This window comes from Nocardiopsis listeri (assembly GCF_020741345.1).
In the GTDB taxonomy this organism is placed as follows: Bacteria; Actinomycetota; Actinomycetes; order Streptosporangiales; family Streptosporangiaceae; genus Nocardiopsis; species Nocardiopsis listeri_A.
Map to the genome: position 1 here is coordinate 1 of NZ_DYZD01000239.1, position 12,044 is coordinate 12,044.

Consider the following 12,044-nt stretch of genomic DNA (forward strand, 5'->3'; position numbering starts at 1 on the left):
TGGACACCCTCGAACCCGAACAGGTCACCGACACCCTGCTCGCCGACCTGTGGGAACTCCTCGGCGCACTGCACCGACGCCGCGTCGCCCACGGCGACCTCCACGGGGCCACGGTCGGCGTTCGTGAGAACGGCCCCGACGATCCGCCCACCGCCGCCCTGACCGGGTTCGACCACGGCTCGGTGGCCGCGGCCCAACTGCGCACCTCCCTGGACACCGCGGCCATGCTCACCCTGCTGGCGCTGCGCGTGGGCGTCGAACGCGCCGTCACCTCGGCCGTGCGCGCCCTGGGCGTGGAGACCACCGCCGCCGTACTTCCGCTGCTGCAACCCCCCGGCCTGCCGCACCGGCTGCGCGCCGAACTGCGACGCACCGACCGCGGGCTCCTGGGCCGGCTCCGCGGACACCTGGTGACCCTGGCTCCCGAGGCCCCGGCCGAACCCGCCCGGTTGGAACGGATGCGGCCGCGCACCATCGTCAGCTTCGTGGTCGCCACCGTCGTCGGACTGGTCCTGGTCTACCAACTCGCCGGCGTCGACCTGGCCACCATCCGTCACGCCGACCCGTTGTGGGGCCTGGTCGCGTTCGCCATGGCCACGATGTGCATGATCGCCGCCGCCATGGTGCTGGTCGGCTTCGTGCCGGCGCCGCTGCCCTGGTGGCGCACCGTCCTGGTCCAGTACGCGGCCTCGTTCGTGCGCATCGCGGCCCCCGCCGGGTTGGGCTCGATCGCGATCAACAGCAGGTTCGTCATCAAGGCCGGCGTGCCCACCTCCCTGGCGCTGTCCGCGGTCGGCCTCACCCAGCTGGTGGGCTTCCTGATCCACGTCCCCCTGTTGCTGGTCTGTGCCTACCTCACCGGCACCTCCTACTGGACGGGCTTCACCCCCTCACCGACCGTCACCCTCATCAGCGTCCTGGGTACCGCCCTCGTGGCCACGGTCCTGCTGCACCCCCGCATGCGCCGGGCCGCCGCCGAACGCCTGCGCCCCTACCTGCGCGGGGTCCTGCCCCGGCTGCTGGACATGCTCCAGCGCCCGATGAGCCTGCTGCTCGGGGTCGGCGGCACCCTGCTGCTCACCGTCGCGTTCGTGCTGTGCCTGCACTTCTCGGTCCTGGCGTTCGCGGGTCCCGAGATCCAGGTGAGCCTGGTCGCCGTCGCCGTGGTGTTCCTGGCCGGCAACGCCATCGGCTCGGCGGCGCCCACCCCGGGCGGTCTGGGTGCCGTGGAGGCCGCGCTGATCGGCGGACTCACCGCGGTGGCGGGCGTTCCCGCCGCGGTGGCGTTGCCCGCGGTACTGCTGTTCCGGGTGCTGACGTTCTGGTTCCCGGTGCTGCCCGGCTGGGTCTCCTTCGGTTACCTGCAACGTCGAGAGGCCATCTAGTTCAGATCAGCAGCAGGACGCCCAGGAACAGCAGGAGACCCATCAGCGCCACGATGGTGACCTGGTAACGCTGTCGGACCGCCTCTTCGGAGAGCGCGGGGGGCGGTGTCGATACGAGCAGGGTGTGCGGCTCGGTCGGTCCGGGGTGCTGCGGAGCGGTGGCCTCGACCGGACCGGACCAGGACGCCATGACGACCGGGTCGGTTTCGAGAGGGGCCGGGGCGGTCTTCGGCACACCCAGATGACGGGGCGGCCACACGCGCTCCAGGGCCGGGTCGGCGCACCGCTCCACCACCTGGGCGGGGGTGGGTCGCAGCGCGGGATAGTGCGCCGACCTGGGCTTCGCCAAGTCCATCGACGAGGCCTCCGGGTTCACCGCCGCCGCCGGCACCCCCGGTTACATGTCGCCGGAGCAGAGCATGCCCGGCGGCGACCTGGACGTTCGCTCCGACGTGTACTCGCTCGGCGCGGTCGCCTACGAACTCATGACCGGTCAGCCGCCCTCGCGCCCTCCGGTACGGGTCGCGCCTGGCCGGATCCGGCCAGGTCTGCCCCCCGCTCTGGACGAACTGATCCTGGCCGCGCTATCGGTGGACCGAGAGGACCGGCCGAGCGACGCCAAGACGTTCACCGATCGGGTCAGGGCGATCCGTATGTCGCCCGACCTGCCCAAGGCGGACCCTTGGTGGTCCCTGTCCCGCATGCCCTGGCGGCGGACCGGCGTCCTCGCCTTCGTCTGCGCGCTGCTCGCCTTCGCCGTGACCGCATCGCCCGGTACCCCGGGGATGTCGCTGACCACCGTCCGGCACGCCGCCCAGGACGTGCGCGTGGACGTGCCCTCGGTGTGGGCCCGGGAGTTCCACCCCGACCAGGAGGCGCGCCCGGCCGTGGCCGAGGCCGGTGCCGGCCCCGGGTTGCTCGCCGCGACCGACGCCGAACGCTGGCACTCCACCGACGAGGAGTCCTACGGGGTGTACGCCACGGTGCTGCCCGGCTCCCCCGACCTGCACCGGGTGGCCGAGACCGACCCGTGCGCGGGTCGGCCCGAGGAGCGCCCGGTCCGCACCGACCAGTGGGAGGGCACCCTCTGGGAATGGCCCGAGTGCAACGACAACGGCACGTTCACCTCGGTGGCGGTACACCCGCCCGACACCCCGCGCACCGTGTACATGGAGATCCGCCAGCCCGACTACCGGCCGGACGTCGTGGACACCATCATCGACCACGTCCGGCTCCGGTAGCGGCGCTTCGCGGTCTCCTCTACTCGGCGATCCGGTCGATGAGTTCCTCGACGGTGGTGACGGGGAGCTTGCAGGTGAAGCCCTCGCACACGTAGGCGGTCGCCTTCCCCTCGATCGGTACGCGGTGCTCCAGCAGGGGCACTCCCCCACTGTCTCGACCCTCGCCTCGGGACAACACGGTGCCCAGCGGCGCCCGGCTCAGGACCGTGCGCACCATCTCTTCGACGGTCGGGTCGCCCGGGTCACCGACCACGGCGACCGCGCGCGGTCCGGTCAGCAGGGCCTCCCCTGTCGCCAGGCCCCAACCGGCGAAGCGCGGGGCCTTCTCGGCCAGGAGCGGGACCACCGACAGCGCGCCCTCGGCCGCCTCCCTGTGGCGTTCGCTCCCCGTGAGCGCCGCGTAAGTGAGCAGCGCGGACGCGGCGGCGAAACGGCCCGAGGGGGTGGCGTTGTCCGTGGGGTCCTGGGGACGACTGAACAGCTTCTCCGCGTCGTCGGCGGTGTCGAAGAACCCACCCTCGCCGTCGCCGAAGTGGTCCAGGACCGTGTCCAGCAGGGCGCCTGCCTCCCGCACGTAGCGGGCCTCCCCCGTCACTCCGTGCAGGGCGAGCAGGCCCTCGGCCAGGTTCGCGTAGTCCTCCAGCACACCCGTGCCGGGGCCCGGAGCACCGTCGCGCGAGGTACGCACCAGACGTCCGTAGCGCAGGTGCACGTCCAAGATCAGGTCCGCGGCCTCACGGGCGGCGGTGATCCACCCGGGACGCCCCAGCAGGGCTCCGGCCTCGGCCAGGCCGGCGATCGCCAACCCGTTCCAGGAGGCGACCACCTTGTCGTCCCGGGCCGGCGGCACCCGGTCGGCGCGAGCGGACAGCAGGGCGGAGCGCACCCGGTCATAGCGTTCGGGGTCGTCGGGGTCGGAGGGCAACCGCAGGACGGAGGACCCGCGCTCGAAGGTCCCCTCCTCGGTCACGTCGAACAGCGCGGCCGCCCACGCGCCGTCCTCCTCGCCCAGGACCTCGCGCAGTTGTGCGGGCGTCCACACGTAATAGGTGCCCTCCTCGCCCTCACTGTCGGCGTCCAGGGCCGAGGCGAATCCGCCCTCGGGGGTGCGCAGGTCGCGCAGCATCCAGTCGGCGGTCTCCTGGGCGGCGCGCAGCAGCAGCGCCCGGTCGGAGTCGGCCGCCGCGTCGCCCGCCGCGGGACGACGACTCAGCCGGGTGTAGGCGCGCAGCAGCAGGGCGTTGTCGTACAGCATCTTCTCGAAGTGCGGGACCACCCAACCCCGATCCACCGAGTAGCGGGCGAAGCCTCCGCCGAGCTGGTCGTAGATGCCACCGCGCGCCATGGCCACGGCGGTGCCGCCCGCCATGAGCGCGGCGGGGGTGGGCTCGTCGGCGGACTGGAACGGGAAGGTCCGTTCGTGCTGCGCGGTGAGGAACGACAGGAGCATCGACGGCGGGAACTTCGGCTCGTCGCCGTACCCGCCGAAGGTGGTGTCGTAGTCACGGATCAGCGCCTGGACGGCCAGGTCCAGGTCGGTGGCGGTGGGCGGCGGCGAGGACGCCAGGCGACGTGGTGCGCTCAGGGCGTCCACCACGCGGCGCCCCTGCTCCACCAGGTCGGACCGCTTGTCCCGCCAGGCCGAGGTGATCCCCTGGAGCAGCCGTTGGAAGTGCTCGCGCGGGAAGTAGGTGCCGCAGTAGAAGGGCGCCCCGGCGGGGGTGGCGAACACCGTCATCGGCCAGCCGCCCTGACCGGTCATGGCCTGGGTGGCCTCCATGTACACCGCGTCGACGTCGGGGCGTTCCTCACGGTCGACCTTGACGTTGACGAAAAGGGTGTTCATCAGGTCCGCGGTCGCCTGGTCCTCGAAGGACTCGTGGGCCATGACGTGGCACCAGTGGCAGGCCGAATATCCGACCGAGATGAGGAGGGGGACGTCGCGGCGGCGGGCCTCGGCGAAGGCCTCCTCACCCCAGGGCCACCAATCCACGGGGTTGTCGGCGTGTTGCAACAGGTACGGGCTGGTCGCGTCGCTCAGGCGGTTGGGCATGTCCCCACTCTGCCGGCCGGCGTCCGAAGGGTCAGGCCCCCACCCGGGCCAGGTACACGCGCGGTGCCGTCCCCTTCCAACGTTTGAACGCCGTGGTGAAGCTCGGGGTGTTCCGGTAACCGAGCCGGCGTCCGGTCTCCTCCACCGTGCACCCGGCGGCGAGCAGTTCCTCCGACAGCCCTTCGCGGACCTCGTCCAACAGCACACGGTAGGAGGTTCCCTCGGCCACGAGCCGCCGGCGCAGCGTCCGTGAGCTGACGTGCAGCCGCCCGGCCACCACCTCGATGTCGGGGACGTCCGGGAGCCCGGACATCAGGTGACCGCGGACCAGCCCGGCCACCCCTGAACGCCCGTACCTCTCCCCCAACAACCGCCGGCACTGTTCCTCGGCCAGGGCGACGGTGTGCGCGTCGGCACGCGGCAGCGGCCGGTCGAGCTCCACCGCGTCGAGGACCAGGGCGTCCTCCTCGGCGTCGAAGCGGACGCGCCGGCCCAACAGCCTCGTGTAGGGCTCCGGGTCGGTGGGCGGACCACCTCTCAACCGCACCTCGGGAAGCCGTTCCTCCGCCAGCCCGAGCTCACGACCGAACGCGATGATCGAGGCCAGCTCGCGGTGGACGAAGAAACGCCGGACGTCCCCGGGCAGATGTTCGGACCGCAGCAGCAGACGCGATCGACCTTCGCCCTCGACCACCGTCATGTCACAAAAGGCCCAGGTCAACGCGAGGTAGCGCAGCCCGACGCCGATCGCCGAACGCAGGTCCGGGCTGCCGGCGATCGCGAACCCCCATATGCCGTGCGTGGTGAGGTGGTATCGGGAGCCGGCGAGCACCGGCAGCGCCTCGACGGCCGGGAGCGCGCCGATCAGGTTCCGGACGATCCGTGTCTCCTGCTCAGCGGTGACCAGGGCGTGCGGGTCCTCCAGGTCGTCGAGGGCGATCCGGGTCCCGTGGAGGACGGTGCCCGTGGGCACGGAGTGTTCCTCGCCCAGCCGCACCAGCAACAGGGCGCTGGCCGGCCCGCGCGGCAGGTCCCACCGATGCACCGGCGTTCCTCTCTCCGTCCGTACGCGTGTCCGGAAATGTTAACTCCCTGGCCGGAGGAAGAGTGTCCCAGCCCACACCTGGATTCCTAGGGTGCCGTGAGGAGAGCGTTTCCAGGAGACACGGAGGACGAGGATGGACACGAGTCACGCCGAGGACGGCCTGGCCGGCATCGGCGCGCGGAGCGTCCCGGAGTTCGAGGGCGTGCACGACGTCCGGCCTCGCGGTGAACGGCTGAGCGCGGTCAAGGAGGCCGCCCGCGCGTACAAGGAACGCTTCAAGTCCCAGGGCACGGTGCACGCTGTGCGATCGGTGGACATCGCCGCGGCCCCCTACCCGGTCGCGTTCGCTTTCAACAACGCCGTGTCGGTACCGACCCTGCCGATGATCGCGATGATCAACCGCATGGTCGTGGTGCAGTACGACGACTGGGAGGGGCGTCCTCGCACCCTGGTGTTCGAACCGACCGTTCCGGACGGTTCGGCGCAGGCCCCGTTCTACCACCACCTCCAGGAGCTGATGCGCAGGATCCCGGGCGGGACGCGCCTGGCCGAGGCCTTCCTTCTCAAGTACTACAACGAGCCGGCGGACGTGCTGACCAGGCTCGGACTCACGCCGGAGGACATCGACTTCTGCACCTTCGACCACCTGCACGTCCAGGACCCCCGGATGATCCTCGGGTCGAGCGAGGTGATCCGCGGGGAGGACCGTCCGCGCACTCCCCTCTTCGGTTCGGCGCGGATGTTGGTGCACTCCCGTGAACTGGCCACGCTGGAGTCCCTGCATCCGATGCAGTGGGCGTGGTACGTGGAGGACGGGCTCAACGGCGTGGACCGGTCCTCGTTCGTCACCTTCGACGGTGACGTCGAACTCGGTCCGGGCATCACCTTGCTGTGGACGCCCGGGCACACGGACGGAAACCACTCTTTGCTGCTCAACACCCCCGACGGGGTGTGGGTCTCCTCCGAGAACGGCATCGCCCTGGACAACTGGCAACCGGAGCTGTCGAAAATCCCCGGGGTGCGGGGGTATCACCGACGCTACGGCCGGGAGATCTGTCCGAACGCCAACACCCTCGAGGACTCGCTCGACCAGTACGACTCGATGGTCAAGGAGAAGATCCTGGCGGACCCGTGCCGTCGGGACCCGCGTTGGCTACAGATCCTCCCCTCCACGGAACTCGCACCGTGGAAGCGTTTCTGGCCGGTGATGCCGACGTTCGCGCACGGAGGCGTCTCCTACGGCGAACTCCGCGGGGGCGAGGCACGATGACGGTGAGGCCGGGACCCGGAGGCGCCGTCGTCACCGGCGCGGGGCGTGGGCTGGGTCGGGAGATCGCCGCACTGATGGTGGAGCGCGGGTACACGGTGCTGATCACCGACGTCGACGAGGAGGCCGCCGCTGCCGCCGCCGCGGACCTGGGCCCGCGCGCCTCATCGATGCGGGTGGACGTTCGGGAGGAGGCTCAGGTCGTCGCGGCCGGCGACGAGATCCTGGCCCGCGCCGGACGACTGGACGTGTGGGTGAACAACGCGGGGGTGCTGGTCACCGGACCGGCGTGGGAACAGGACGAGGCGACCCGGTCCCTGCTGTTCGGCGTCAACGGTCTGGGCACCGTCAACGGCACCGTGACGGCGATCCGGACCATGCGCGGACGGGGAGGTGGTCACATCGTCAACATCGTGTCCCTGGCCGGGATCACGGCCGTGCCCGGCGAGGCCGTGTACGCCGGGTCCAAGCACGCCGCCATCGGCTTCAGTCTCAGCACCCTCGCCGACCTGCGACTGGCCGGGATAGGCGACATCGACATCTCGTGCGTGTGCCCGGACGGGATCTGGACGCCGATGCTGCACGACAAACTCGACGACCCCGAATCGGCGCTGTCGTTCTCGGGCAGACTGCTGCGTCCGGAAGAGGTGGTCAGGGCCGTCGGCCGAATCCTCGACCGGCCTCGCCCCGTGACGATCCTGCCCCGGTGGCGGGGGTGGCAGTCCCGGCTCGCCGACGCCCTGCCCAGGCTCGGGCTGTGGGGACTACCGATGGCGGTGGCCATGGGACGGAGCACCCAACGCAGGATGCTCCGGTCCCACAAGAACTAACCCTTGTCCGTGCCGTCGTCGGCCTTCTCCGAACCGGAGGCCTCGACCTTCGTGGCATCGACCTTCGCGGGCCCGGCGGCCTCGCTCGCGTAGATGTTCGGCCTGGACGGCTTCTTCTCTCCGGCCTCCTCGGCGCGCTCCGAGACACCCTCGAGCTTGCCCGTCATGTTGCGCATGAGGAAGAACAGGGCCACACCGATCGCGAAGATGGCGAGGAAGCCCATGACGCCGGGCGTGACCGTGTCCTTGTCCAAGGAGAAGCTGTCGGCGAGCACCATCGTGGACGCGAGAAGGGTGTTCATGTCGTTCATACTCTCATTGCTTCCCGGACCCCCGCGAAGAGGTCCTTCTCCGGGACCTCGGTGTCCACGAGGGAACGGACCAGGTGGTAGTCCTCGGTCGGCCAGGCCTCGGCCACGATCTCGTTGGGCACCGCGAACCAGAAGCCGTTCGGGTCGATCTGGGTGGCGTGGGCCCGCAGGGCGTCGTGCGCGACGTCGAAGTACTCACCGCAGTGCACCCGCGTGGTGATCTCCCAGCGACGCCGATCGCTGTCCTTGATCCGCGCGGCCCAGTCCTCGAAGGGGTTCTCCAGGCCGCGTTCGGCCAGGACCTCGGCGAGCGCGTCGAAGCGCTCGGGAGGAAAGCCCACGAAGTAGTACAGCTTGAGGGGCTGCCACGGGTCGCCGGTGCCCGGGTAGGCGTCCGGTTCGGGCGCGGCGTCGAAGGCGTGCATCGACACCTTGTGGGTCATGATGTGGTCGGGGTGCGGGTAGCCGCCGTTCTCGTCATAGGTGAGGATCACGTGCGGACGGAACCGGCGGATCGCCTCGACCAGGGGGGCCGCGGCCTCTTCCACCGGAAGGGTGGCGAAGCACCCCTCGGGCAGGGGCGGCAGCGGATCGCCCTCGGGCAGACCCGAGTCGACGAAACCGGCGAACTCCTGCTCGATCCCCAGGATCTCGCGGGCCCGGTTCATCTCTTGACGGCGTACCTCGGTGATGTTCTCCCGGATCTCCGGGCGTTCCATCGCGGGGTTGAGAATGTCACCGCGTTCACCACCGGTCATGGTGACGACCAGCACTTCCGCGCCCTCTTGGACATAGCGCGCCATGGTGGCCGCGCCCTTGCTGGACTCGTCATCGGGATGGGCATGGACGGCCATAAGCCGCAGGCGCTCGGACAACGAAGGATTCTCCTTGGCTCGGTCGACGACCCGGACGACCTCTGGGCGGGGGCACGGCCGTACCCCCGGTGATCCACGACGTCGGACGACTCACGTGCGGGCCGCGTAGGGGGGCTGTCGGGTCGGGGATATCTTAGACAACACCATCCCCTCGCTCGGAGATTCCCAATGTCAGCGACCCCGGAAGATGATGCCGTGAACAGTGCCGACACAGCTCCAGCGCTCCGTAAGCGCCACGGCAACGGGCCCGTCTTCTTCGTCGTCGGCACCATCTTCGCGGTGGCGGTCACCTTTGGTTGGGGGCTCTCCGTGATGAGCTACAGCGGGTTGGGTGGTGGCGTGTACCACCAGGTGGTGACGGTCACGGCGCCATCGGCCGACGAGGCGCGGATCTCCTTCGAGGTGAACAGCAAGGAGGGCGCCGAGTGCCTGCTGCGCGCGTTGGACGAGCAGATGGTCGAGGTGGGTACGAGCAGGGTCGAGGTCGAGGCCGGTAACCGCATGGTCGAGGCGAGCATCGAGACGGTTCGTCAGGCCGGCACGGTAGAAGTGGCCTCTTGCAGGGAACAAGGTTCGCAAGACTGACCGACCGAGTCCTCCCCGACCGGGTACCAGGAACGGGGCGGAACCCCGAGAGCACGGACACCGGGCGCGTGATCGCGCTCGGTGATATTCTCGTAAGTTCAGCTCTGGCCGCCTGGTGGCCTTTGCTACTAGTACACAAGGAGTTCCCGTGACCCAGACCCGCGATGACAACGCCACCTGGCTCACCCAGGAGGCGTACGACCGGCTCAAGACCGAGCTGGACCACCTGTCGGGGCGTGGGCGCATCGAGATCGCGGAGAAGATCGAGGCCGCCCGAGAGGAGGGCGACCTCAAGGAGAACGGCGGATACCACGCCGCCAAGGAGGAGCAGGGCAAGATGGAGGCCCGCATCCTCCAGCTCACCGAGATCCTGCGCACCGCGAGGGTCGGCGAAACGCCCCGTATCGAGGGCGTGGTCGGACCCGGCATGACCGTCACCATCATGTTCGAAGGTGACGACGAGGAGGTCACCTTCCTGCTCGCCTCCAGGGAGGAGAGCGGATCCCCCATCGACGTGTACTCTCCCAAGTCCCCACTCGGTTCCGCGATCAACGGCAAGCGTGTGGGCGAGACCGTCAGCTACGAACTCCCCAACGGCAAGAGCCTCGGTGTGGAGATCATCGGAGCAGTGCCCTACGGCGTGTGAAACGTCCGGTCTTCGGACGGACGAGACCGTATGACGAGGGGCGGCCACGGCCGCCCCTCGTCGTGTGGTCGGTGGGTCCCACCGCTGGGTACTCTGCATTTGATCCCCGCTCGTTGAACCCCTTCGACCCAAGGAACCGGCGGTCGCATGCCCTCCTCGCCCTACTGGAACCCTCAAGACCCGTATCAGGCCGGGCCGCCCCCGCAGAGCGGTGGTTGGTCCTACGGAGGCCCCCTTCCCGCACAGCCGGCTCCTCCGCCTCCTCCGCCCCCGCCACCGGCGCGTCCCGCCGGGTTCGGTATCCGCCTGGTCGCCCGGGCCATCGACGCGGTGTTGGCGACCATCGCCGCCTTCTCGTTCTTCGTCGTGATGGTGCTCTTCACGGCCCTGGCCACCGGAGGAGAGGGCGGAACCAGCGACGCGGAAGGAGCCCTCTGGGGCTCGTTGTTCCTCTTCGGCTGGGGCCTGCTGCTGTTCTTCTACGACTGGCTCTACCTGATCGCCTGGGGAAGAACCCTCGGCAAGATGATGGTGGGCATCAAGGTGGTCGACGCGGCGGACGGCGGCAAACTGAACCAGGGCCAGGCCATCGGCCGGTCCATGCTGTTCTGCCTGCCGCAGTCGGTGCCGTGTCTGGGCCACCTGTTCTCACTCGGGGAGTCGATGGCCATGTTCGGCGACGACCGGGAACGCGCCCTGCACGACCGCGTCGCCGGAACCGTGGTGATCCGCACCCGCGACTGACCCGAAGCCGGCTCAGGGCTGGTCGGGCAGGCACCGCGGGGCGTCGGAGCCGCCCGAGGCGAAGACCGCCGGAACGTAGTGGTCCTCCCCGATCCGGTACCAGACGTCTCCGGTGCCGTTAGGTCCACTGGCGGGGTCGCCGACCACCTGGCAGGCCACGTCGACGTTGGCCTTGTGCGCGGCCAGACCGACGGTGTCGTGCTGGGTGGAGGGACCGGTGCGCACGATCACCGGATCGCTTCGGGTGTCCGTGACGATCTCCGCGCGATCGCGGTACTCGGCGGTCCACAGGTAGTCGACCCGGACCCAGCCGTTGGTGGGAAGTTGCAACGCCTCGTTGAAGGCTCCGTCGGCCAGGTCGATGCCGGCCGGGTTCTGCACGCGGCGACCGAACCCGTCCAGTCCACCGTTGTGTCCCTCGGTGAAGGCGGCCTGGGACTGGGGGCGGCCCCGGTCCAGATCGCGCCAGGACTCACGGTCCTCGTTCCAGTGATCGTCGGTGATGTTCCAGGGGCCCACGTCCCACACCGGCAGGTAGGCGCAGCGCGCCTTGTGGTTCTCGGTGTCGCCCGAGGCGTCCGGACCGAGTTCGCCGGTGGTGCACACCCGGACGGTGTACTCGCCGCCGCCGCGGTTGGCCAGACCCCTGCGGGAGGGCAGGGCGACGAAGTGGTCGTCGGGGCGCACGGTGTGGCCGTTGGCGGTGGTGTTGCCGACCAGGCCGATGCGGGTGGCGAAGAGCCGGGCGGAGTAGGGGACGGGTACGTCGTCGTCCCGCACCGAATCGTCCGCGCCGGTGTCGGTCTCGGTGGACGAGGTCTCCACGGGGCGCAGACGCACGTCGGTGACGGAGGTGTCGTTCCTCTCTCCCGCGGCGGACATCTCGACGCGCAGCTGCACCTCGGTGACCTCGGAGGGAAGGGCCACGCGGCCCCCGCCCGATCGGGCCGGGTGCCACTCGGTCCACATGCCGTCGGCGCGCACGCCCCGGGCCTCGGTGAGAACCTCCTCCTCGTCACCGGTGGTGGTCACCGACACGTCGATGGTGTCGGTGGGGGCCTC

General features: G+C 70.1%; 12 protein-coding genes and 1 pseudogene. 7 read left to right on the top strand and 6 right to left on the bottom strand.

The window, feature by feature from the left end; translation table 11 throughout:
• A partial coding sequence (locus K8V84_RS12675; RefSeq protein ID WP_304074393.1) for a lysylphosphatidylglycerol synthase transmembrane domain-containing protein occupies positions 1 to 1,385 on the top strand: 1,385 nt, incomplete at its 5' end.
• A gap of 1 nt (position 1,386) precedes the next feature.
• On the opposite strand, the gene K8V84_RS12680 is transcribed toward K8V84_RS12675, so the two are convergent.
• Positions 1,387 to 1,740, bottom strand: a complete 354-nt coding sequence (locus K8V84_RS12680; RefSeq protein WP_304074394.1) for a hypothetical protein — start codon at positions 1,738 to 1,740, stop codon at positions 1,387 to 1,389.
• Here K8V84_RS12680 and K8V84_RS12685 point away from each other — a divergent pair.
• Positions 1,715 to 2,626 (top strand): annotated as a pseudogene (locus K8V84_RS12685) (serine/threonine protein kinase); the annotation flags it as partial. The gene K8V84_RS12680 and the pseudogene K8V84_RS12685 sit on opposite strands and share 26 nt — an antisense overlap.
• Before the next feature lie 19 nt (positions 2,627 to 2,645).
• On the opposite strand, the gene K8V84_RS12690 reads toward K8V84_RS12685, so the two are convergent.
• Both K8V84_RS12690 and K8V84_RS12695 read right to left on the bottom strand, forming a co-directional pair.
• Positions 2,646 to 4,679: a thioredoxin domain-containing protein gene (locus K8V84_RS12690; protein ID WP_304074396.1), complete on the bottom strand. Its 2,034-nt coding sequence runs from the start codon at positions 4,677 to 4,679 to the stop codon at positions 2,646 to 2,648.
• Positions 4,680 to 4,710: 31 nt separating this feature from the next.
• A complete protein-coding gene (locus tag K8V84_RS12695; RefSeq protein ID WP_304074397.1) occupies positions 4,711 to 5,724 on the bottom strand; it encodes an AraC family transcriptional regulator in 1,014 nt (337 codons plus the stop codon).
• Positions 5,725 to 5,857: 133 nt separating this feature from the next.
• Between K8V84_RS12695 and K8V84_RS12700 the strand changes: the two genes are divergently transcribed.
• Positions 5,858 to 6,994: a hypothetical protein gene (locus tag K8V84_RS12700; protein ID WP_304074399.1), complete on the top strand. Its 1,137-nt coding sequence runs from the start codon at positions 5,858 to 5,860 to the stop codon at positions 6,992 to 6,994.
• Positions 6,991 to 7,821, top strand: a complete 831-nt coding sequence (locus K8V84_RS12705) for an SDR family oxidoreductase (RefSeq protein ID WP_304074401.1) — start codon at positions 6,991 to 6,993, stop codon at positions 7,819 to 7,821. The genes K8V84_RS12700 and K8V84_RS12705 overlap by 4 nt, the downstream gene beginning before the upstream one ends.
• Here the strand turns inward: K8V84_RS12705 and K8V84_RS12710 are convergent.
• Together K8V84_RS12710 and mca are read right to left on the bottom strand one after the other, a co-directional pair.
• Positions 7,818 to 8,123: a hypothetical protein gene (locus K8V84_RS12710; protein ID WP_304074402.1), complete on the bottom strand. Its 306-nt coding sequence runs from the start codon at positions 8,121 to 8,123 to the stop codon at positions 7,818 to 7,820. The genes K8V84_RS12705 and K8V84_RS12710 overlap by 4 nt on opposite strands.
• 5 nt (positions 8,124 to 8,128) lie before the next feature.
• Positions 8,129 to 9,007: a mycothiol conjugate amidase Mca gene (gene mca, locus K8V84_RS12715; RefSeq protein WP_304074404.1), complete on the bottom strand. Its 879-nt coding sequence runs from the start codon at positions 9,005 to 9,007 to the stop codon at positions 8,129 to 8,131.
• 168 nt (positions 9,008 to 9,175) lie between these two features.
• On the opposite strand from mca, the gene K8V84_RS12720 reads away from it, so the two are divergent.
• The 3 genes from K8V84_RS12720 to K8V84_RS12730 all read left to right on the top strand — a co-directional run bounded on the left by K8V84_RS12720 (position 9,176) and on the right by K8V84_RS12730 (position 10,982).
• Positions 9,176 to 9,592: a DUF4307 domain-containing protein gene (locus K8V84_RS12720; protein WP_304074406.1), complete on the top strand. Its 417-nt coding sequence runs from the start codon at positions 9,176 to 9,178 to the stop codon at positions 9,590 to 9,592.
• Between the two features lie 148 nt (positions 9,593 to 9,740).
• A complete protein-coding gene (greA, locus tag K8V84_RS12725; protein WP_304074408.1) occupies positions 9,741 to 10,238 on the top strand; it encodes a transcription elongation factor GreA in 498 nt (165 codons plus the stop codon).
• A gap of 147 nt (positions 10,239 to 10,385) precedes the next feature.
• Positions 10,386 to 10,982 (top strand): RDD family protein, encoded by a 597-nt coding sequence (locus K8V84_RS12730; protein ID WP_304074409.1) that lies wholly within the window; start codon positions 10,386 to 10,388, stop codon positions 10,980 to 10,982.
• A 12-nt stretch (positions 10,983 to 10,994) separates the two neighbouring features.
• On the opposite strand, the gene K8V84_RS12735 is transcribed toward K8V84_RS12730, so the two are convergent.
• Positions 10,995 to 12,044 (bottom strand): hypothetical protein (locus K8V84_RS12735; RefSeq protein WP_304074411.1); only part of this gene is annotated, 1,050 nt, incomplete at its 5' end.

What these genes read in the sequence shown, in the direction of transcription:
- K8V84_RS12680 (WP_304074394.1), bottom strand. Translation starts at nt 1,740, where the DNA reads ATGGACTTGGCGAAGCCCAGGTCGGCGCACTATCCCGCGCTGCGACCC.
- K8V84_RS12690 (WP_304074396.1), bottom strand. Translation starts at nt 4,679, where the DNA reads ATGCCCAACCGCCTGAGCGACGCGACCAGCCCGTACCTGTTGCAACAC.
- K8V84_RS12700 (WP_304074399.1), top strand. Translation starts at nt 5,858, where the DNA reads ATGGACACGAGTCACGCCGAGGACGGCCTGGCCGGCATCGGCGCGCGG.
- K8V84_RS12705 (WP_304074401.1), top strand. Translation starts at nt 6,991, where the DNA reads ATGACGGTGAGGCCGGGACCCGGAGGCGCCGTCGTCACCGGCGCGGGG.
- K8V84_RS12710 (WP_304074402.1), bottom strand. Translation starts at nt 8,123, where the DNA reads ATGAACACCCTTCTCGCGTCCACGATGGTGCTCGCCGACAGCTTCTCC.
- K8V84_RS12720 (WP_304074406.1), top strand. Translation starts at nt 9,176, where the DNA reads ATGTCAGCGACCCCGGAAGATGATGCCGTGAACAGTGCCGACACAGCT.
- K8V84_RS12730 (WP_304074409.1), top strand. Translation starts at nt 10,386, where the DNA reads ATGCCCTCCTCGCCCTACTGGAACCCTCAAGACCCGTATCAGGCCGGG.